Origin of the sequence: Dyella terrae (assembly GCF_022394535.1) — a bacterium.
Taxonomy (GTDB): Bacteria; Pseudomonadota; Gammaproteobacteria; order Xanthomonadales; family Rhodanobacteraceae; genus Dyella.
Map to the genome: position 1 here is coordinate 2,730,835 of NZ_CP089414.1, position 21,833 is coordinate 2,752,667.

The 21,833-nt window shown below is 63.5% G+C and carries 17 protein-coding genes; 6 read left to right on the forward strand and 11 right to left on the reverse strand.

Features of this window, described 5'->3' with window-relative positions; translation table 11 throughout:
• Positions 1–58: 58 nt before the first annotated feature.
• Positions 59–1,336, reverse strand: coding sequence for a lipid IV(A) 3-deoxy-D-manno-octulosonic acid transferase (gene waaA, locus DYST_RS11835; protein WP_199178856.1), 1,278 nt, complete (start codon positions 1,334–1,336; stop codon positions 59–61).
• 126 nt (positions 1,337–1,462) lie between these two features.
• Here waaA and lpxL point away from each other — a divergent pair, with 126 nt between their 5' ends.
• Both lpxL and DYST_RS11845 read left to right on the forward strand, forming a co-directional pair.
• The gene (gene lpxL, locus DYST_RS11840) at positions 1,463–2,380 is read left to right on the forward strand and encodes an LpxL/LpxP family Kdo(2)-lipid IV(A) lauroyl/palmitoleoyl acyltransferase (RefSeq protein ID WP_239945862.1); all 918 of its coding nucleotides are present in this window, start codon (positions 1,463–1,465) and stop codon (positions 2,378–2,380) included.
• A 93-nt stretch (positions 2,381–2,473) separates the two neighbouring features.
• Complete coding sequence (locus DYST_RS11845; protein WP_239945863.1) at positions 2,474–3,388, forward strand: VirK/YbjX family protein; 915 nt, start codon at positions 2,474–2,476, stop codon at positions 3,386–3,388.
• A 53-nt stretch (positions 3,389–3,441) separates the two neighbouring features.
• Here DYST_RS11845 and DYST_RS11850 read toward each other — a convergent pair whose 3' ends face one another.
• The 5 genes from DYST_RS11850 to DYST_RS11870 form a co-directional block, all read right to left on the reverse strand.
• Entirely contained in the window at positions 3,442–5,730 is a 2,289-nt protein-coding gene (locus tag DYST_RS11850) for a S53 family peptidase (RefSeq protein WP_239945864.1), read from the reverse strand.
• A gap of 566 nt (positions 5,731–6,296) precedes the next feature.
• The gene (locus DYST_RS11855; protein ID WP_239945865.1) at positions 6,297–7,076 is read right to left on the reverse strand and encodes a glycosyltransferase family 2 protein; all 780 of its coding nucleotides are present in this window, start codon (positions 7,074–7,076) and stop codon (positions 6,297–6,299) included.
• On the reverse strand, positions 7,073–8,344 hold the full coding sequence (locus DYST_RS11860) for an O-antigen ligase family protein (protein ID WP_239945866.1): 1,272 nt from the start codon (positions 8,342–8,344) through the stop codon (positions 7,073–7,075). Before DYST_RS11860 ends, DYST_RS11855 begins: the two co-directional genes overlap by 4 nt.
• A gap of 60 nt (positions 8,345–8,404) precedes the next feature.
• Positions 8,405–9,532 carry a glycosyltransferase gene (locus DYST_RS11865; protein ID WP_102300981.1) on the reverse strand — a complete coding sequence of 376 codons (1,128 nt, stop codon included), beginning with the start codon at positions 9,530–9,532 and terminating at the stop codon, positions 8,405–8,407.
• A 98-nt stretch (positions 9,533–9,630) separates the two neighbouring features.
• Positions 9,631–9,837 (reverse strand): zinc-finger domain-containing protein, encoded by a 207-nt coding sequence (locus DYST_RS11870; protein WP_074548296.1) that lies wholly within the window; start codon positions 9,835–9,837, stop codon positions 9,631–9,633.
• 214 nt (positions 9,838–10,051) lie between these two features.
• On the opposite strand from DYST_RS11870, the gene DYST_RS11875 reads away from it, so the two are divergent.
• A complete protein-coding gene (locus DYST_RS11875) occupies positions 10,052–11,311 on the forward strand; it encodes a Yip1 family protein (protein ID WP_239945867.1) in 1,260 nt (419 codons plus the stop codon).
• Positions 11,312–11,370: 59 nt separating this feature from the next.
• Here DYST_RS11875 and DYST_RS11880 read toward each other — a convergent pair whose 3' ends face one another.
• Together DYST_RS11880 and DYST_RS11885 are read right to left on the reverse strand one after the other, a co-directional pair.
• Entirely contained in the window at positions 11,371–11,964 is a 594-nt protein-coding gene (locus DYST_RS11880; RefSeq protein WP_239945868.1) for a YceI family protein, read from the reverse strand.
• Between the two features lie 52 nt (positions 11,965–12,016).
• Entirely contained in the window at positions 12,017–12,610 is a 594-nt protein-coding gene (locus DYST_RS11885) for a malonic semialdehyde reductase (protein ID WP_239945869.1), read from the reverse strand.
• Between the two features lie 139 nt (positions 12,611–12,749).
• Between DYST_RS11885 and DYST_RS11890 the strand changes: the two genes are divergently transcribed.
• Complete coding sequence (locus DYST_RS11890; protein ID WP_239945870.1) at positions 12,750–13,736, forward strand: mitochondrial fission ELM1 family protein; 987 nt, start codon at positions 12,750–12,752, stop codon at positions 13,734–13,736.
• Here DYST_RS11890 and glnE read toward each other — a convergent pair whose 3' ends face one another.
• The gene (glnE, locus tag DYST_RS11895; RefSeq protein WP_239945871.1) at positions 13,737–16,589 is read right to left on the reverse strand and encodes a bifunctional [glutamate--ammonia ligase]-adenylyl-L-tyrosine phosphorylase/[glutamate--ammonia-ligase] adenylyltransferase; all 2,853 of its coding nucleotides are present in this window, start codon (positions 16,587–16,589) and stop codon (positions 13,737–13,739) included.
• Positions 16,590–16,864: 275 nt separating this feature from the next.
• Between glnE and DYST_RS11900 the strand changes: the two genes are divergently transcribed.
• Both DYST_RS11900 and DYST_RS11905 read left to right on the forward strand, forming a co-directional pair.
• A complete protein-coding gene (locus DYST_RS11900) occupies positions 16,865–18,724 on the forward strand; it encodes an LTA synthase family protein (RefSeq protein ID WP_239945872.1) in 1,860 nt (619 codons plus the stop codon).
• A 243-nt stretch (positions 18,725–18,967) separates the two neighbouring features.
• Positions 18,968–19,261: a hypothetical protein gene (locus DYST_RS11905; RefSeq protein ID WP_239945873.1), complete on the forward strand. Its 294-nt coding sequence runs from the start codon at positions 18,968–18,970 to the stop codon at positions 19,259–19,261.
• A 64-nt stretch (positions 19,262–19,325) separates the two neighbouring features.
• On the opposite strand, the gene DYST_RS11910 is transcribed toward DYST_RS11905, so the two are convergent.
• Positions 19,326–20,654, reverse strand: a complete 1,329-nt coding sequence (locus DYST_RS11910; RefSeq protein WP_239945874.1) for a TonB-dependent siderophore receptor — start codon at positions 20,652–20,654, stop codon at positions 19,326–19,328.
• Positions 20,655–20,675: 21 nt separating this feature from the next.
• On the reverse strand, positions 20,676–21,725 hold the full coding sequence (locus tag DYST_RS11915) for a TonB-dependent siderophore receptor (RefSeq protein ID WP_239945875.1): 1,050 nt from the start codon (positions 21,723–21,725) through the stop codon (positions 20,676–20,678).
• Between the last annotated feature and the right edge of the window lie 108 nt (positions 21,726–21,833).

The window sequence follows — 21,833 nt, forward strand, 5'->3', positions numbered from 1 at the left end:
GCCGGGCTAGTCCCGGCCTCGTTGCATTCGGCATTTGGATCGGCAGCCGCCTGGACGTCTATTCCTGTAGCAGGCCGTCGATCATCCCCATCACGCGCTTGACCGCGCCACGCTCGCTGTCGAACACGATACGAGCCGCCTCACCCATGCGTTTGCGCTGGGGCGGATCACGCAGGAGCTGGAGCAGGGCTGCGCCGAGATCCTGCGGGGTATTCACGCGCGATGCCCCGCCCTCGCCGATCAGGGTCAGCGTGATCTCTTCGAAATTGAAGGTATGCGGCCCCACCAGTACAGGGGTCGACAACGCGGCAGGCTCCAGTACGTTGTGCCCACCGATGGGCACAAGGCTGCCGCCGACGAACGCGAGATCGGAGCCCGCATAGAACGGCATCAACTCGCCCATCGCATCGATCACGAACACCTGGTGGGCGGCGGAGGGCACGCGATCGGCGCTGCGCGTCCCCACCGTAAAGCCCAGGCTGCGCGCCGAGCTTTCGACCAACTTGAAGCGCTCGGGGTGGCGCGGCGCAATCAGCAGCAACGCGTCGGGCAAGCGCGTGAGCACCTCCAGATGCGCCTCGAGCACGGGCAGCTCTTCACCTTCGTGCGTGCTGCCGGCGATCCACACAGGACGCAGGCACCCCCATTGCTGGCGCAGTTCCTCACCCTTGCGCTCGGCGTCGTAGGGGACGGGCATGTCGAACTTCAGGTTGCCGGTGACCGTGATCTTCTCGCGGTCTGCGCCAAGTTCGCGGTAGCGCGCCGCATCGGTGCGCGACTGTGCAGCGATCTGATGCACGCATCGGAGCGCCTGCGCCACCAGGCCACCCATCGGCTTGTAGCCGCGCAGTGAGCGCTCGGAGAGCCGCGCGTTGACGATCATCAGGGGAATACTGCGACGCCGGCACGCAAAGTACAGATTCGGCCAGATCTCGGTTTCCACGATGATGGCCAGGCGCGGCCTTACCCGCTTAAAGAATCGCGAGACCGCAAACGGCAGATCGTAAGGCAGGTAGACATGGAACACGCTGTTGCCGAACAACTGCCGCACACGCTCCGAGCCGGTGGGCGTGACCGTGGTCACCACCAGCGGGGCATTCGGATAGTCCGCCTGCAAGGCTTTGATCAGCGGCTCGGCGGCATTGACCTCGCCCACCGACACCGCATGCACCCACAGGCTGCCTGTGAATCCAGGTGCTTCGAAGAAGCCGAAACGCTCGCGCCAACGCTTGTGGTAGTCGCCATAGCGCACGCCACGCGCCAATAGCCGCAGCATGATCAGCGGCGTCACCAGATACATGGCGAGGGTGTAGAGATAGCGCAACGGCAAGCCCATCGGATGCGGTGGGCCAGTATATCGGCTCGCGCCCCGCGTCCCCGTCATAGCCGTGCGGCAAGGGAATCACCGCGTGGCGGCTCGCCTCGCTTTCCCCTCTTCCCTACAATGCTGGCGATGCCTGGCATGCCCCGTCCCACGTTTACCCGCTCCCTGCTCGCTCCGATGCACTGGCCCGCCTGGCTGGGAGTTGGCGTGATCTGGCTCATCGCCCACCTGCCGCGCTCGTGGCTGATGGGGCTTGGACGCGGCCTGGGCTGGCTGGTGCAACGCGTGCCCTCCCCGCGACGCCATATCGCAGAGGTGAACATCGGCCTGTGCTTTCCGGAATTGTCCGCAAAGGATCAAGCCGAGCTGGTGGATGCGCACCTGCGTGACATTGGCCTGATGATGATGGAGTTCGCCCTGGGCTGGATGGGGAGCGAACGCTCCATCGCCAAAGTGCCGGTGACCATTGAAGGCCTGGAGCATCTTGAAACCGCACTGGCGCAGGGCAAGGGCGTGCTACTCGTGGGTGGCCATTTCTCGCACCTGGAGTTGTGCGCGCGACTGGTCTCCCAGCGCATCCGCATTTCGGGCATGTACCGCCGCATGGATTCGCCTGTGTTCGAGTGGGCCGTGCTGCGCGCCAGGCTCGACTACGCAGAAGCCATGTTCGAGAAGGACGACATCCGCGGCACCGTGAAGCACCTGCGCAACGGCGGCACGCTCTGGTATGCACCCGACCAGGACATGCGCAGCAAGGACAACGTGTTCGTGCCGTTCTTCGGAGTTCCAGCGGCCACCATTACCGCCACTCATCACCTGGCCCGGCTGTCGGGCGCGCGGGTGATCCCGTTCTACCATCGCCGACTGCCCGGAAACGCAGGCTACGCGTTGAAGTTGGGCGCACCGCTCGAACAGTTCCCAAGCAAGGACACGCTGGAGGACACCGCGCGCGTCAATGTCTGCATCGAAGACATGGTGCGCGCCGCTCCCGAGCAATACCTGTGGGTACACAAGCGTTTCAAGACCCGGCCCGACGGCGCGACATCGGTCTACTGAAGGCCCTACGTCGAACGACAGGGCGCGACGACAGATTGATGACAGTCTGTCCGTGTAAAAACATACGAATCTTTTTCCCACGATTCACCCCACATGACTTTCCGGCTGTTTCTGCGCTCGCTGCGCCAACGCCGCGATTGGCGTGGCTCGCCCTCAAAGCGCCTCGCCGCCGGCCTGAAATACATCGCCCGTAGTGCCCGCATGGCGCGTCGGCAAGCCTCATGGCTGGCCGAGCTGTATGGCTCGCCGCGACTGACCTCCATCCTCGCGCACGACCCTCGTCTGCACGAACGCTGGCACCATCACTACATCAATCGCCGCATGGGGCGAGGTGAGCGCTTGGCTATCATTAGCCAGCACTACCGCTTCGCCTTCCAGCAGCTACCGCAGGCGATGATCGATGACGTGTATTTGCAAGGTCGCCATACGCTCGGCGCACTCACACTGAAGGACGGCAGCGAGCTGCTGCTGGAGCTGCGCCGGCCGACCGGCCGCAGTCGCGAGGGCGAGCTGGCGCTATGCCTCGCCAACACGCAGGGCCAGATCCTTTCGTCCGCCATCTTCAGCATCGCTGACGAAGGCAAGGCCCTGCTGATCGGCTGCCTGCAGGGCGCAGCCGCCGAGCTGGGCCGCGAAGCGGTGCGCGAACTCACCAAGCAATGCTACGGCCTGCGGCCGAAGAACCTGTTGTTCTCGCTGCTGCTGGCCTTCGGCTCGTTCACGGGCGCCACGCGGATCTACGGCGTGAGCAACCTCACGCATCCGTTTGCCGGCGAGGCCGACAAGATCAAGGCCGACTACGACAGCTTCTGGGAAGAATGCCAGGGGGTGCTGCAGCCGGACGGCTTCTTCGCATTGCCTATCTCGGAACCGGAGCGCGACGAGTCGCAGGTGGAAAGCAAGCATCGCTCCGCCTTCCGTCGCCGCGAAATGCTTCGCCGCGAAGCCTGCGCGCGCCTGCTGGCGGCGCTGCGCGATCAGCCGCTGCCGTTGTCACAGGCCGCCTGACGCCGTTCGCCGCGACATCCCCGGCACGCACGCCGGGGATGTCTTGGTGACGCTTACTGCACGTTGACGAAGGCCTTCCAGGCCTTGAGCAAGTTATTGGCGTCGACCGAGCCGAGGCCCGACGCAAAACTCCAGCCCTGACGCGCCGCGAACGCTTCCGTGGTCGCGTTGTACTTGCTGGTGCTGGTCGAAGTCAGACCCAACTGGATCGGCCCCAGGTACGAGTTCGGCAACGCACCGTAGTAGTAGCAGTCCGGCGTGACCACGTTGGGCAATTGCTGCACGCACTGCGTCGCGATGCTGCCCCGCGTGACATTATGGAACACGCACTTGCTCGTGCCCTTGGTGCCATTGTCCGCATTGCACGCAGCCAGCGAGGCCGGCGGTGCGCCCTTCGCGCCGCCGTACTCATCCGAGGCGAGCACATACAGCGTCGGCGCAGCATTACCCTGGTTCGGCGACAGTCCCTTCGCCGCCAGCCCCTGGTCGATCAATGCCTGGATACCCGCAAACATCGGTGACGACAACGACGTACCACCGATCAACGCGGTGCTGCCGGTAAAGCCCGGCGTGCACGGGTACGCCTGTGCGCACACGATCACCCAGGTTGAACCGCCATAGGAACCGCCAAACAGCGCCACGTCCGGCACATCGCGCGACTGGTCTTTCGCCGCGTTATAGACCAGCCGCTGCCATACCGGTTTCGCATCCACCGACGATGGACCACCGCTGCCCGCTTCCGACGTGATGTAGTAACCGTTCGGATCGAAGCTCAGGTACGCCTTGCAGAATGCCAACGACGTCGCGTAACCGAGCGACTTCGCCGCCACTTCGTTGCCGCACGACTGGTTCCACGGGATCTCCGGCACATACGACAGCGCCGAACCGTAGACCGCGTTGTACGTCGAGCTGAAGTACTTCTTCGTAGTGCCGTCGAGAATATCAGCCGTATCGGTACCGCCGACTACGGTGTCGTTCGGCGACGTGCCGAAGGCATTGGCATCGATGCCTACGCCATTGATGAAGCCGCCGTTGAAGCTCGGGTTGGAACCCGAATCACCACTCGACACGAACACGGAAATGCCTTCCGCATCCGCCTGTGCCCACATCAGGTCGATGGCATGTTTGCTGGCCGCATCGGTAAAGCCTTCGCCGTAGCCATAGCTTGCGCTGATGACGTTGGGACGAGTGGTTCCATTGATCAAGTTGGTCGCGGCGGTGAATACGCCACCAAAGAAGTTGCTGGAATTGGAATCGTCGCAACTGGCCAACCAGATGTTGGCACCGGGAGCCAACGCAGTGGACCACTCGGCATCGAGCAAGGCCTCGAAGTCGTCCTCGCCAGGAACAGCGATGGTCGGATCAATGCAATTGGTAAAGCCCGTGGCTTGCGGCTGGAACTGCTTGAACGTGCCGCCGTAGCTGGTCAGCGCAAACTGACTTACGAAGTTGCTCCAGTCACTCGGCACCATGGAGCTGTCTTCGACCAGGGCGATGGTAATGCCCGAACCGGTCAGACCAGCTGCATAGAGCTTGTCGGTACCGTAGATCTTGGCCATGTCATACGGCACCAGGCCACGCGCACCGTTGGTGAAGTTCACCGCCTGCGGCGTCACGCCGATGGCATTCGTCTTCGGCTTTTGCACATCGAAGCGCTGCGTGCTGGCATTGAACTGCCCGTACGTCGGCTTGGTGTGCTGTGCCTGTGGGTGAACATCGTTGAGGCCGGCGACACCTACCACCACGCTCTGTAGTGCCTGCGGAATGCTGATATCACTGGCATTGGCGATGTGCGAGGCATTGTTGATCGTGTAGCGGTTCATCTGCGTGTGGAACGCCCGCTTGACTTGACCCGCGTTACCGCTGAAGTCGATCTGCGTCTTGTTGGCGTACACGCCGTTGACAGTGAAGCCCTGCGACTTCAGCCATCCGCTGACGGCCGCGATGTCCGCATCGGAAATGCCGAAGGTCTGGCCGAACTGCTCGGGCGTTACCCATTGGCGGAACTTGGACGACGACGGATCGTGTTGCGCAGCGATCAGCGTCTCGAGGGCGGCCTGCCGCTTCTCACTACGCTGCAGGATCAGGTTCATATGGTTCATGGGGGTCGCGTCATCCACGGCTTTCGTGGCGACCGACTTGTCGACGATGCTCAGGTGGCTCTGCTGCAGTGTCGATGTCACGCGGCTATCGACGGTTTGCGTCACCCTGGACGCTTCCGCTGTGTTGAGGCCGGCGAGCGCTGCGTTCTGTGCAGTGCCCGATTGTGCCGACGCGATAATCGGCGTACCCGCAAGGACCAGGCTAATGGCCGCAAGCAGACTCAGGTGCTCGTGTTTCATGCAATGTCTCCGTGATGTGATCCATTGAGAACAAACAAGCTCCCCCTGTTCTGGTAAAGACCACCGATGCTTCCTTCCTACCCTCCTTTCCGATTCGCGCTATGCATCAGCCACACTTGCCCGTCGCGCCACCGTGCTGGCGACACGCTTCATTGCTGTACAGAAAAATCACCCTAATCCCGCACGGGAAAGGCATCCGTTGCCCATCCGCCGTGATACCCAACCAAGGACGGCGAGTGTAGAACGCGCATGCAATGCCACAACAAGAACAAACGCCAAAACGTGCTGTTCGGCGTGAACGATTCATCGAAACGATTCAAATCATGGCGTTGCCGCGTACTTCCGCGTTGTATCAACAACACACGGACCATGACCGTACAAACGCAACTTCATTCGTCCAAAGTTGAAATTGACGGTCGCTTCACGACGCAATGGCTTCATTGCTCAAGCGTTCTTCGATGCAAGTAATTCCGGCCATGCAAGAGCTTGCGTCTCGCTGTACCGCGATCTAAACGCGCACTGAATCACGCAGCACCGCGGATGACGCAAATTGCGCTACCAAACGCTTAGCGCGGTGCTTTCTTGGACTGTCGCTCAGCCTGTTCACGAGCCTCGTGCAACTTTGCGTATTTCAGGAATGCGTAGAACGCACCGGTAACGCTGGCGATAAACCCGGCCCAGCCATTGAGGAAGTAGCGCTTACCGATGTATTGGCGCAGAAAGAACACCGGCGGATAGAACACCATACGCAGGCCGGTGAAGCGTTGCTGCTTGCGCAGTTTGTACGCCACCATACCGGTGGTGTAGCGGTTGATCTTCTCCACGCGGGTAGCGATGTCACCGTCGCCGTCATTGACGAAATCGGCGCGCCGAAGCGTTTTCACCGGGCCGTGCACTTCAACGGCGGCGTGCACCTCGACGTCGTTCATACCGCCGCGACGGCGGTCGAACAATCGCAGGTGTCCGTTGCGCCAGCTCCAGCGGTGCTGCACGGTCCAGAACATGCGCTCGCGACGCGGCAGGCGATAACCTGCATAGCGTGGCTCGCTCAGTGCGCGCTCGATCTCCTCGCGGGTGCCCGGCGAGAGAATCTCGTCCGCATCCAGGTTGAGGATCCAATGGTAGCTTGCCATGTCGTAGGCGCGCTGCTTCTGCGGCCCGTAGTCATCGAACGGATGTACGGCCACGCGCGCACCATGCTTCCGAGCAATGGCGACGGTATCGTCCGTCGAGCCCGAATCGAGCACGACGATTTCCTCGGCCCAGTCCACCTCATTGAGGCATGCGTCGAGCGTGTCGGCATTGTTAAAGGTGATAACCACCACCGACAGCGGTTCGCGCGTCATGCGGCCTCCCCCTGCTGCGCCGGAAACACGTAGAGCGCCGCGCACCAAAGGCCCAGCAACCAGGCAAACAGCAAGCCCCACCAGGCCGAATAGAACGCCAGGTGCGTGTTGAGTGGAAACAGCATCACGGCCAAGGCCAGCGTGACAGGGAAAGCCCGCTCGCGAGCGCCCTTCCCCACGCGACGCCATGCACGAAGTGCGAGGCCAATAGCGGCGAGCCAGCACAGCATGCCAAGCACGCCGGTTTCGGTGAGCACTTCCAGCAACCACTGATGCGCGTGACACGCACCCTCGCCGGGCCCACACGCCTCGAGCGAAACCACGAAATGATCGTCAGAGGGTGCGTAGTGTGGATAGGCATAACGGTAGGCGCGAACACCAACACCGTTGATGGGATGCGCTTCGAACATCGCGATGCTGGTACGCCAGATGTCTAGCCGCCCGCTCAACGCCATGTCGACCGACTGCCCCGAACCGCCCAGCGCCTGCAGCGAGCGATCCATACGCAACTGGAACCGCTCGGAGGTTTTCCAGGCGATACCACCGGCAAGCAGCACCACCACCACGAGGCCACTCGCGAGCGCCATGAAGCGCAGCGGTGAACGCGCGATGCGCCACGCGAAGCCCAGTGCCACCAGTGCGTAACACAGCCAGGATGCACGCGACCCCGACATCAGCACCGGCCCTAGCAGCAGGAAAAAAGCGGCGAGCACGCCTTTCGTTCCCCAGCGACGCTGCGCCACCCACAACACAAAGGGCGCGAGCACCGACAGGCTGGGCCCGAGCTTCAGGTTGCCTGCGCCGAAGATCCCCGAGATGCGCTCAGGCTCCGCATGTCCCCCGAGGCTCCAGCCGGTCAGGATCTGCACCCATGCATCCAGCGCCCATAGCGCCAGCACCACGGCCACGGCCTGATACAGAGCATCAAGCTTGTCCTCGCGACGAATGGCGAAGCAGGCATAGAGGCCCAGCGGTGCATAGCGCAGCAACGAGGCCACCGTGCTCCAACTCTTGCCCGGAGCGACCGAATCCACGGCGGAGATGAGCGCCGCGCCCACGTAACCGGCCAGCAGCCACAGCAACAGACGGGCGCCTTCGTGCTCGCGCAACGCAGCGGGATGCCGTACGAACAACATCACGGTGCCCAGCAGGCACAGCAACGTGCCTAGCTCGGCGCTGCGCCCGAAGGGCAGCAAGGCGATCACCAGCCAGAACGGCAACAGCGGAGAGCGCAGCCAGGCCTTCAGGGATGCAGCGATAGGACTCATGCGTGGGTCAACAAGGGCGATCCGCGCATTGTAGGTGAGCGCGTCGACCGGAGCGCTGCGTCAGGCGGCGGTGAGCTCGTCGTACAGGGCCAGCGTGGCCTGCTGCATATCGCTGAGGCGATAGCTCTGCAGCATCGGGATAGGCGGAGCCACGCGCAGCAGCTCGGCTGCGCGCTCAACCAGTCGCTCGCGGTCCGCCGGGGGCACGCGGCCGGCCGGGTACAGTTCGGCCAGCAGCTCGCCCACGCCACCGTGCGCGTAACCCAGCACGGGGCGGCACAGCGACAGCGCCTCGATCACGGTGCGCCCGAACGACTCGGGTTTGTTCGACAGCTGCAGCACCAGCGAGGAAATGGCGTAGATGTCGCGCACGTCGCTGCGGGGTGGCGTCATCACCACCTGCGCGTCCAGGCCACGGGCCCGGACAAGGTTGCGCAGCTCGTCCACGTAGGCTTCGCGGCCTGGCTCGATCACGCCCAGCAAGAGCAAGCGCACGTCAATGCCGCGACGCTTCAACTCGGCCACCAGCTCAATGGCGTCGTGGTGGCCCTTCAGGCGCGTTCCGCGTCCCGGCAGGGTCAGCAAGGGCGCGCCGGCCAGGGCCGGAAATTCGGCGAAGAACGCCTTGCGCCAGCCGTCGTCGGGCCGGTGGCCGTACGGAAAAGCATCCGGATCGATACCGCGCGGAATCACCCGCACGCGGCCCGGTTCCAGCCACGAGTAATGGCTGAGCATGAAATCGCGCAGGGTCTGCGAAACGGCAATGACGCGCTCGCCCCGCAGCAGGATCGCGCTGTAGCGCCCCGGCGAATTGAGCCCATGCACCGTGGTCACGAAATGTGGCGCCGGCTTCATACCCTTGAGGGCCCACCAACCCAGCCAGGCCGGCAGGCGGGACCGCGCATGCACGATGTCCGGCCGGAGTTCGCGCAGCAGCTTGCGCAACTGACCCACCTTCATGAAGGTACCGAGCGACTTGCGGCCGATGTCCAGGGTGATGTGACGGCTACCCTCGGCTTCCAGCTGGGACACCATGCGGCCACCGGCAGAAATGACGATGGATTGATGCCCCGCCTGAACCAAAGCACGCGCAATCTCCAGCGCAGACCGTTCCGCCCCGCCCGAGTTCAGGGCGGGGATCAGCTGAACGATGGTCAGTGACCTCGCTGGTGTGGCGATTGCTGACATGATTTGTTCAAAAGGAGCCTTCATTCCTGAGAGGCAAGCAGCAATCGTGCCTAAACCGGCGCGCTAGATTGTTTCAGTTGTAACGGATGGTGTTTGAATCAGTCCCGCAGCACGTAATGCGCGCCGCAATAAGGACATGTGGATTCACCGCCGTCCTCGACGATCGGCAAATAGACCTTCGGGTGGGAGTTCCACAGCGTCATGCCGGGCATCGGGCAGGACAGCGGAAGGTCCGAGCGCGTCACTTCGTAACGATTTTCGGCATTCGCCGGGATCAACGGGGCAGCCGCAGGGGAACGCGACATGGGGTCAAACTCCATCAGGACACCAGACCGCCCATGTTAGCAGGCCGGCACTGGAATCCGCCGACATAGGACATAGTGCTAGCGACCAATGTCGGGGGCCTTCGTAGCGGCCGAGAATGCCCATCGGCCCGAATCAGGTGGGGGGAATCGAAGGGCTCGCAATCCGACAGTCCGTGGATGGCGGGCGCGTGCCCATTCTCGTACAGAGATCGTCATGGACTTCGCCAAAATCGTCGGCCGCATCAAGGCCATCCTCGGCTCGCCACGGACCGAATGGCCCGTCATCGCCGCAGAACCCGCCACCATCGGCGGCCTCTTTCGCAACTACATCTGCATCGTCGCTGCGCTGCCTGTCGTCACCCAGTTCATCAGGGGCACCCTGATTGGTCACGGCGGCTTCGGCGTGCACGTGCACACGCCACTGGGCATGGGCCTGCTCGGCATGATCCTGCACTACGCACTGACCTTGATGGTGACGTACGTGGCGGCTCTCATTGTCGACGCACTTGCCCCCACCTTCGGCGGCACCAAGGACCCGGTGCAGGCGCTAAAGACGGTGGCCTATGGCTGGACCGCGGGCTGGGTGGCCGGCATCGCCATGATCATTCCCTGGCTAGGCTGGCTGGTCGCCATCGCCGGCCTCATCTATGGCATCTATCTGCTCTACCTTGGCCTGCCGCACACCATGCGCTGCCCCACCGACAAGGCGGCTGGATACACCGCAGTCACCGTGATCGCCGGCATCGTGCTGAGCTGGATCGTTGCCCTCGTCGTGGGCGGCATTTTCGGCACGGCGGTGCTCACCGGTGCGTCGGCCACCGGCATGCACGTCACTCGCAGCGATGGCGCAACGGTAACGGTCGACCCGGACAGTGCACTCGGCAAGCTTTCCGCCATCGGCGCCAACACGGCGCGTGCCGCAAAGGATTTGGATAACGCGCAAAAGACCGGCGACGTAGCCGCGCAGCAGACGGCCATGGGTAAGCTGATGAGCGGCGACGGCAAGAGGGTAGCGACATCGCTTTCACCCCAGACGCTGCAAGGTTTCCTGCCCGATGAGTTGGACGGTATGAAGCGCAGCGACTTCAACGCCCAGCGTTCCGGTGCCATGGGTATGCAGATCTCCACGGCGCGTGCTACCTACAGCGACGGCCGCGTCCGCACCCTGCAAATGGAAGTGGCAGACGCGGGCAACGTGCGCGACGTGGCCGCCGTGGCCAGTCCGGCAACACCCACCACGGAAGACCAGACTGACCGCAGCTACGATAAAACCTATACCGACCACGACCGCCTGGTGCACGAATCGTGGGATGTGCAGACCAAGAGTGGCGAGTTCAGCGTCGTGGTAGCCGATCGCTTCACGGTCAAGGCAAGCGGTAATGCCGAGGACATCGACGAACTCAAGCAGGCGGTGAACGACCTGGACCTGGGCAGGCTCGCCCTGCTGAAGAATGCGGGCATCGGCGACCACTGATCCCATAAAGAAAAAGCCCGCGCTTATGGCGCGGGCTTTTTCACTTACGACGTTCGTGCTTACTTAGCGGCGTCGGCCTTCGGCACCGATGCTTCGGTGGTGATGCGCACCTTGATCTCGTCGCTCACGTTCGGCACGTAGGCACCCATGCCGAAGTCAGAACGCTTCAGCGTGGTGGAGGCGTCGAAGCCCACCGTCTGCACCTTCATCATCGGGTGCTCACCGCTCTTGTTGAGCGTAGCGTCCAGCGTCACCGGCTTGGTCACGCCGTGCACGGTGAGATCACCCGTGACCTTGTACTTGTTGCCACCAGCGGCCTGCACCTTGGTGCTCTTGAAGGTGATGGTCGGGTACTTGTCGGCATCGAAGAAGTCCGGCTTCTTCAGGTGCTCGTCGAGCTTCGACACGTGTGTATCGAGGTCGGTCAGCGGCAGGGTCACGTCGACGGAGGACTTGGACACGTCCTTGTCGTCGAACACGATGGTGCCGTCGCCGATGCCGAGGTTGGCGGTCGGGTTGGAGAAACCGAAGTGGTTCCAGCTGAACAGGACCATGGTGTGGCCCGGATCCATCTTGTAGGTCACCGGGGCGGCCTGGACGGACACGGCGGCGCTGACGAGGCCGGCGAGAACGAGGTAACGAAGTGCACGCATGGGTTGAATCTCCACAGGGTTGGGGGTTGGCGAACCGATGACGAACAAAGCGTCAGGCGATCCGGCAAGCTTCGTCGAACGAGAGGCGCGGGCTGCGCGGGAACAGGTCGCGGCTGGCATCGCCGTAGCCGAGGTTGACCAGGAAGTTGGACTTGACCGTGGTGCCGGCAAAGAAGGCGCCGTCCACGCCGGCACCGTCGAAGCCGGACATCGGGCCGCAATCCAGGCCCACCGCACGGGCGGCCATCATCAGGTAGGCACCCTGCAACGAGCCATTGCGGAACGCGGTGACATCGATCAGCGCCTGGTTACCCACGAACCAGCTGCGCGCGTCGGCATGCGGGAACAGCTGCGGCAGCTTTTCGTAGAACGCGTGGTCGGTGCCGACAATGGCAGTGACCGGCGCGGCCAGGGTCTTGGCACGGTTGCCGTCGGACAGGAACGGCGCAAGCTTTTCCTTGGCCTCCTTCGACTTCACGAACACCACGCGCATCGGCGAGGAGTTGGCGCTGGTCGGCCCGAACTTGGCGAGCTCGTAGACCTGGTGCAGCTGCTCGTCCGTCACCTCTTTCGGCAGCCAGGCGTTGTACGTACGGGCCGTACGAAACAGTTGATCGAAGGCGGCCTCGGAAAGCTTCTCGCTCATGGGTATCCTTTGGGCATAGGGACGCAGCGCGCCGGGATCGGCGCAATGGCGTGCAGTGTAAGCGCGGTCGCGGGAAAACAGGACACAGGCCAATGAAACGAACTGTGCTGTCCAGGGAAACAATGCGGTGGACAGACGCATGCTGAAACTGCATGGCGATTGCTGGGTCATCACCGACGGCGCCGCCGGCAACCAGCGCCAGGCACTGGCGCTGGCCGAGATGCTGGGCATGCCGGTCCGCCACCTTCAGCTCGAACCCGCCGCACCCTGGTCCTGGCTGGCGCCCCGCCTGGCCCTGGGCGCGCGACTCGCACTCGACGCCACCCAGCGCCGCCAGTTCGCCGCGCCCTGGCCCACCGTGGCCATCGGCTGTGGCCGTTCTGCCGCGCTGTATACACGGTTGCTGCGCCCGCTAAGCGGGGGCACCTGCTACACGGTGCAGATCCTCGACCCACGTGTGGATCCCAGGCATTGGGACACGGTGATCGCCCCGCAGCATGATCAGCTCACTGGCCGTAACGTCATCCGTCCGCTGGGCTCGCTCAATCCGGTGGATGAGGTATGGCTGCAGGACGGCCGCGACGCGGACCCCGCATTCGCCAGCCTGCCCCAGCCCCGCGTCGGCGTGCTGCTGGGCGGGCCACGCAAAGGGGTGACCTTCAACGAGAGCTACATCGACCAGTTGATCCACGGCCTGCACGCACGACGTCGCCTGGAGGGTGGCAGCCTGCTGGTGATGGCGTCACGGCGAACACCTCCGGCGCTGGTAGAACGCATGCGCCAGGGGCTAGGCGATGTCCCCGGCCTCGTGTGGTCGGGACATGACGACGGCAGCAATCCCTATCCGGGTGTGCTGGGTTGGGCGGACCGCCTGGTAGTGACGCCCGACTCGGTCAACATGCTGTCTGAAGCCTGCGCCGCAGGTTGCCCCGTACATACGCTCGTGGTGGGCAGCCTGCCGGACAAACTCGAACGGTTCCACAAGGCACTGCGCGGAGCGGGCCTGTTGCATTCGCTCGATGCGACGGACACACCTCCGGTCCCGCCGCTACGCGTGACAGCGGCCATCGCCGCCACCCTGCACGACCTCATCGCGCTGCGGCAGGGCGAAACGGACCGAGACTAGTCAGAACAAGAAACCCAACTCCGCTGTCACTTCACGCACATGGGCACTTAGCCGTTCCAATTCACCATCGCGCGGCGCAAGGCGCGAACGCAGGTCGAGCGTGCAGGCGAGTGCGCGATGCAACAGTTCCGCATGCGCTTCGGCGAACAGACCCGCCTGCCGGCCGTCGAGCAGACCGGCATTTCGGCACGCTTCGATCAATCCGGCGTTGGCGGTGATGCTCAACAATGCAGGGCGTTCCGAAGCATGGGCGAGCACCAGCCCCTGCAAGGCAAACTCAATATCCAGCAGGCCGCCGTGCCCCTGCTTGAGATCGAACCACAGCGCATCCGAGCGATCGCGCTCTGCACGCCAGCGCTGACGCATGCTGCTGACTTCGTGCAGAACCGAGGAACGCTCGCGCGGCACCGCCAGCACCTCGCGACGCACAACGGAGAGATCCGCATGCAACGAGGCATCGCCGGCGATCGGCCGCGCGCGCAACAGCGCCTGATGCTCCCAGGTCCACGCACGGCTCTTCTGGTACGCCTCGAATGCATCGAGGCTACTGACCAGCAAGCCCTTGGAACCATCAGGACGCAAACGCGTATCCACTTCGTACAAGCGGCCCGCGCGCGTCAGCACGGTCAGCCAGTTCATCACGCGCTGCGCAAGACGCTGATACCAGCGCGAGCCTTCCAACGGGCGAGGCCCATCGCTCATCGCGTGTGCGCGCTTGCCGTCATAGACAAACACCAGGTCGAGATCGGAGGCAAATCCCAGTTCCTCGCCACCGAGGCTGCCATAGCCCAGCACCGCAAAGCCGATCCCGTCGCCGGGCAAGCGCCCATGTTGTGCAGCCAGTTCACGCTCGGCCAGCGCGGTGACGGCCAGCACGATCGATTCGGCCAGCACGGCCAAGCGCCGTGCGGTCGCCACCGCATCGGCCCTTCCGTCACTGAAGGCCAGGCCCAGGCGGAACGCCACGCTGGCCTTGAATTCGTTGAGGCGCTCCAGTTCCGCTTCCGCCTCGCGGTCGTCCAGCGTCGCCAGTACACGCGTGATCTCGGCACTGATGTCGGCCCGCTTGAGCGGCAGCTGATCGATACGCGGGTCGAGCACGTCGTCGAGCAACAACGGTTGCACGATCACCCGCTCTGCAAGGAAAGCACTTTCGGCGAAGAGCTTTGCCAAACGCAGCCGCGCCGCTGGCTGCTCTTCAAGCAGAGCAAGGTATGACGAACGCCGCGCCACCGCTTGCACCAGTCGACACAGACGCAACAGACAGGCCACGGGTGCCATGCTGTTGCGCGCCACGGCGATCAATTGCGGCATCAGGCGATCGAGCTGCTCGCGCGAGCGCTGCGACATGGCCCGCACCGACGCGGCCTGCGAAAGCTTCACCAGCGTCTCGGCCACGTCCACGCCCGGCGCGAAACCCGAGGATTCCATTACGCCTGCGTCGAGCGTCTCCGTGCAGGCACGCTGCCACAACGCAACGTCGACCACGGGCGCCGTCGCGGTGCGGCCGCCCTGCGGCATCAACACTTCGGCGAATTCTTCGCTGACCTTCGCGCGATGTTGCGCGAGTTGCTCTTCCAGTTCTTCCCACGAAGCATGGCCCAGCCCCAGCGCAATGCGCTCGCGGCTAAGCGAGTCTTCCGGTATATCGTGCGTCTGCGCGTCGCGTAGCATCTGCACGCGATTCTCCACGCGGCGCAGGAATACATAGGCTTCGCGTAGTTCGCGTGCGCGTGCTGCGCTGATATGTCCACGCGCCTCGCAAGCCGTGAGCGCGGGAAGCAGGCCGCGCACACGCAGGCTGGGCTCGCGGCCACCGCGAATCAGTTGCACCAACTGCACCACGAATTCGATCTCGCGAATGCCGCCAGGCCCGAGCTTGAGGTTGTCGGCCAGGTCCTTGCGGGCGACCTCCGCATCGATCAGCGACTTCATCTCGCGCAATCCCGCGAAGGCGGTGTAGTCGAGATATTTGCGGTAGACGAACGGGCGCAGCAGATCCTGCAGCTGTTTGCCGGCGTTGCGATCACCCGCCACGGGGCGAGCCTTGATCCATGCATAGCGCTCCCAGTCGCGTCCTTCGCTCTGGTAGTACTGCTCCATCGCAGAGAACGGCAGGGCCAGACGGCCCGCATTGCCAAACGGCCGCAGACGCAGATCCACCCGTGCGCAAATACCGTCGACGGTAGGCTCGTTGAGCAGGCGCACCAGTTGTCGGGTCAGGCGTACGAAGTACTCGCTATTGTCGAGCGATCGCGCACCGTCGCTTTGCCCACCGTGCGGATAGGCGAGCACGAGGTCAATGTCGGACGAGAAATTGAGCTCACTGCCGCCCAACTTACCGAAGCCCACCACCACCATGCGTTGCAGTTCACCTTCATGGCCCCGGCTATGTCCGTAGCGCGCGACCAGCGCTTGCTCGGACCAGCGCAACGCCGATTCCAGCAGCACCTCGTACAGCACACTGGTCGCCGACAAGGTCTCGGGCAGTTCATCGAGACCATTTACGTCGCGGAAGACCAGACGCAGCGCTTCGGCATGGCGAAAGCGCCGCAGCTCCGTAAGGCAGACGGTCTCGTCGGCCGAAAGTCGAAGCGCTTCGATACGTGCACTGGCATCGCTGCCGGAACGAAGGCGCTCGAGACCTTGCGGCGCAAGCAACTGCGGCTGCCTGAACCAGGTATCGAAAGCGAAGTCACTGGCGAGCAGCGTACGTCGGATGCGTTCGGCGACACCGGCGTCGTCGTGCAGCGGTACGCCCATCTGGCGACAACGCGCGATCAGCTCGCTGTAGCGATCGTCGATCAGCGCACGCAGTGCCGGGGATTCCGTGGGCTTGGTCATGACAGTCATCCGTCCATTCTGCCGCAGTGCCACATGTATTGCTGCGCCCGCACACGTTCAGCCTGCGGCGCAACATGACCGCTACGTGACCAGGGGCCGGACTGGCGTGCACGGCAGCGACGCGCGACGCGTTGCTCAAGACAAGCCATTCCGCCGCGCGCCAAGGCGGCTCTCAACAAATGGTTCAGATCCGGGCCGTTACATTCCTGTGTCCGAGCCATGACAGCCATCCACAGGGTGCCATGACCCCGTCAACGACTCCGCCAGCGCCTCGCGCGCGCTCCATGTCCGCCCGCCTCGCGCTGATCGTCGCGTTGGGGGCGCTGTTCACGCTGCTGACCGGTGTGGTCGACGGCGGTATTGGCGTGAGTCCGGCTCAAGCCCTGAGCCAACCGATCTACCTCATCGCCAATGCACTGCCGGGCCTGCTGTTTGCCTCGCTGCTGCTGGTGCTGAGCCGACGAGTGTTTCTTTCCTTCGGGCTCGCTTTCCTCACGCAGACGGTGGTCTATGCCGTCAATGCGCTCAAGGTGAGCAATCTCAATACGCCGCTGATGCCTGCGGATTTCCGCATGCTGGGGCAGTTGCGCCGCGGTGGGTTGAAACTGCTGGGAAGCTATCTCCCAGCGAGCCCGTGGCCCTACCTCGCATTGGCAACCGCCGTCGCCGTCATCGTGATCGCGTGGCGCATCGAACCACCGATGTTCGCGCGGCGCACGCGCGGCAAACGGCTCGTCTCCGGCGTGGCCCTGCTCGCCCTGATCGGCACCCTGCTTGCGGGCATGCCGGGATGGATGAAGATCTACGGCGGACACCACCTGTGGCTGGAGCCGTGGTCGGCTACCGCCACCGCCGAACATTCGGGCCTGGTCAGCTCCCTCATGATGTTCCACCTGAATCAGGGCCATGCGCGCAAGAAGCCCGACACGGCGGCGGCGCAACAGTTGATCGATCGCTCCGATGTCGCGCTGCGCGAACGGTTGCAGGCGCCTGTGCGCAACACCGGCGAAGCGCCCGACATTGTGGTGATTCAGAGCGAGTCGTTCTTCGACCCGTCGATCATGAAGGGTTACGAGAACACCGACCTCACGCCGAACCTGCACCGGCTTGCTGCGCAGGGCGAAAGCGGCCCGCTGCACGTGCCCACCTATGGCGGCGGCACCATCCGCACTGAGTTCGAAGTGCTTACCGGTTTATCGCTGCGCTACTTCGATGATCTGCAGTTCCCGTACTTGCAGATGAATCACAAAGTGGTCCCCAGCATGGTGCGCGTGCTGCGCTCCCACGGCTACGAGACCATCGCACTGCACGGCAATGATCCCGGCTTCTGGAACCGCACCACGGCCTTCCAGGCCATCGGCTTCGATCGGTTCGTGTCGCGCTCGTCCTTCCCGGCCAACGCCGCTTCGGACGGTCAGTACATGGCCGACAGCGCCATGACGGACGAGATCATGGCCCAGCTGAAGAACGCCGGCCCGCCGCAGTTCCTGTTTGCCATCAGCATCGAGGCGCATGGCCCCTACGACGTGCCGCCTGCCAAAGCCGCCGAGCGCGACGCCATTCCCGTGCCCGAAGGCATCACTGGCAAGAACAAGCTGGAACTGCAGAACTACCTCTACCACATGCGGCACGCCGATCAGGAACTCGGCCGGCTGGCGGAACTGATCTCGCATCGCGAGCGCCCCACCCTGCTGTTGTTCTACGGCGACCACCTGCCGGCACTAACGGATACCTACCGCACCACCGGCTTTGTCGACGGCAAGGACATGCTCAGTCAGGCCGGCACCTGGTTGCTGGTCGACCCGCGCAATCCGATGCAGGCAAAGCGCGAGTCGCTGGCCTCGTGGATGCTGCCTGGACACCTGCTGGAACAAGCCGGCGTACACGACGACGCGTACTTCGCGCTGACCCAGGTGATTGCGCCGCAGCTCGCTGCACTCACCCATGCTCCGGGTGCACCACTGGAAGCGGAAGACCATTCCGAGCAACAGGAAGACGACGACATGGCCAACGTCGCCCTGCTCCGCATGAAGGGCAAGCTCGGCCCGATGCTGCCCAGGGCCACGCTGCAGACCGCTGGCCTGCTGGAAGATGCCCGGCTTTTCCCCACGGGCGAGAACGAGCCGACCGGGGCCAACCAATAACGACATCCTAACGGACCTATTGGAATGGACGTCCAAACGAAATGAGCACGGCAGCGGTTTCGCGGGTTTTTCAAGCGGTCGAAACCCGTTTTTCCACGCATGAAATAACGTGGATTCATCGATCTGTCTGCTCGCTTAAGGGAGCCAGTTTCGTTCAGGTTCGGTAGAGCGATGTGCGTCTAGCTTGGATCCCAGCCACGAAGCAACGCCTTCGCTGGCATCCCCACATTGGAGGTTCACCTCATGCGTAAGACCATGCTTGCCGCTCTCCTCGTCACCGCCGCTTCCGTCCTGACTGTCCCGGCGTTCGCGCAGGACGCCGCTCCGGTAGCGAAGACCGAAGCCAGCGCGACCACCGCGGGTGCGGCAGCGAAGGACACGGCCAAGTCGACCACCGACGCCGCCGCCACCAAGGCCACGGAAGCCGGCCACAAGGCTAAGCACAGCAGCCATAAGGCCAAGGCCGCCGCCACCGACGCCACCAAGACGGACGCCACCAAGGCAGACGGCGGCGCACCGGCCACGCCGAAGCAGTAAATCGTTCCGCACGAGTGAACCCGAACCCCGGGAGGCGACTCCCGGGGTTTTTCGTGTTCGTGTATCAGAAGTCGTAGGAGCCCGAAAGAACTACGCTGCATCGCGTGCGCAGCGGCAAAAAGGTTTCGTTGAAATCCGGGGCGTACAAGGTACGCGAAAAAAGATTCTTCACGCCTAGCGACATGCGCCAGTGATCGGTGCGATACGACACGTTGGCATCCACCTCGGCCTGCCCCGGCGAGGGGAAGTAGGTGGAGTAGTCCAGGCTTTGCCCGAACGAACGGCTGCGCGCCTGCACGCCGCCAGCGATACCCCAGCCTTTGAGTGCCTCGCTCTGGAACCAGTAGCTTGCCCACAGGTTGAAGCGCTGGCGCGGCGCGCCAGTGGGCGCAGTGCCGTCGTGGTTGCTGATCTCCGCATTGGTATAGCTGCCGGTGATATCGAGGCCCGGCATGACCCGTCCGGCGAACTCGACCTCCAAGCCCCTGTTGGTCTGCCCTGGTCCGAAGCTCGCGACGTTGGGGAGCGTTTCGAGGAACAGGTAACTGTGATCGAGCATGATGCGGTAGAGCGACACCGACAGCCACGCCTGCTGATGGAACAGGTTGAGCTTGGTACCCACTTCCAACTGGCGCGACAGTGCGGGCACCAGCGGCCGCCCGTTCTCGCCGAGGTAGGACAAAGGCTGGAAGCCATTGCTCGTGCCGGCGTAGAAGGCAACGTCAGGGGTGAGCTTGTAGACAATGCCTGCGTTCGGCACCCACTTCGTGCGCCGCGGCGTCCACGGATTCCCCTGCATATCAGTAGTCGATACCTCGTAGTACGAACGACGCACCGCCAACAACATGTCCCAGTGCTCGCCGAGCGACAGCTGATCCTGCAGAAACAGGCCGCTGTTTACCGACCAGGGCGTGCCGGCGATGGGCACATTGTCTTCCGGCTGCATGACAGCGGATACGCGCGGCAGAGCCGGACCTGTAAACAGGTTGTAGGTATCCTCGTCATCGTGCACGAAATCATCGGCGTGTCCGACGCGCGAACGTGAGTAATCCATGCCCAGGGTGACCGTGTGCGTCACCGGCCCGGTACCGAAAACGCGGATCAAATCGTTCTGCAGCGAGTAATAGGCGTCGCTGTACTTATAGGCTTCGGCTTGGGGGAATGCATCGCCGGAAGGCGTGGGGTTGTATAGCGTCCAGCTTTGCGCATCGTTGCGCTGCTGGACAAATTGCCCGCGGCTACGCCAGGTCCATGCATGCCCCAGCTGCTGGTCGAGCAAGTAATACAGACGGTTGGTCTGGTACTCAGCATAGTCGTAGGCATTGCCAGTCAGCAGACTGAACGGCGTGGCCGTGCCGACCGTATTACCCAATATCACGGCATGGTCGGGCATAGGCAGGCGATCGACAATGCGCTACACGCCCACGACCAACTGCGTGCTTGACCCGGTCCATCCGATGGACGCTGCCAGATAGCCGCTGCGACGGTTGCGATAGCCCTGCGGCGAACGGTCAGCGTAATCGCCTGAGACCACCAGCCGATAGGTGAGTCCCGAGCCTTGCTTCAGCGGACCCGCCAGGTCCAGCGCTGCCTGCACTCGCCCGTTCTCGCCCAGTGTGTAACTGAGCTCACGCACCGGCTCGCTCTGCGGCTGCTTGGTGGTGACGTTGATCAGGCCACCGAAGCTGTTGCCATTGGAGTCCCCAAGGATGGTCTGCGGCCCCTTGATGACCTCCACGCGCTCCAACCCCACCAGCGGAGGAAAGTCGCCGGAGCCGACGTTGCTGTTGGGCATACCGTCGATGAGGCCTTCACCGGTATTGAAGCCGCGGATCTGGAACAGCGGCAGGCCGCTCGAGTCTTCGGCGTATGACACACCGGCCACATTGCGTATCACGTCCTGGACGGTAAGCGCCTGCTGCGAAGCCATCAGGTCGCGCGTCACCACGCTTACCGATTGGGGTACGTCGATCAGCTCAGCATCGTTGCGCGAGCCGACGCTGGTCAGCGAGGCCTTGAAACCAACATCGCGCCCGACCAGGGCATCGGCCTCGACCGCCGTCAGCTCCTTGATCTCGTCCTGTGGGTCTGACGACGACGCTTTCTTTCCTGGCGCAGCGGGCGCGGTCACCACGACCGTGCCCTGGCCGGTGAACTCATAGGAAAGGCCGGTGCCGTCCAGTAGACGGGCAAGCGCGGCATCCGCCGTCAAACTGCCGGTGGCACCCTGCGAACGGAAGCGTGCGACGGTGCTACCCGCGGTCAACACCTGCACGTTGGCCTGCTTGCCGAAAGCGATCAACGCCGTGGCGAGCGGCTGCACGGGAATCGCGAAATCGATGGAGTGCGCCGGCGGCGAAGGCTCCTGGGCGGCGCGCGGGCCAGCGAGGCAGCTGCCCGGCACGGCCAGACAGACCCACGTCAACAGGCTGCCGGACAGCAGCAGCGCCGCACCTTTCCTCATAGCCCCCGTTTCTCGCCGAGCGAAAGTCGCGAGTGTGACACGCGTCGGGGACGTTGTGTGTCTATGGCAACCGAATGAACGCTATCTTTCGAGGAGCTGTCAGTTCAG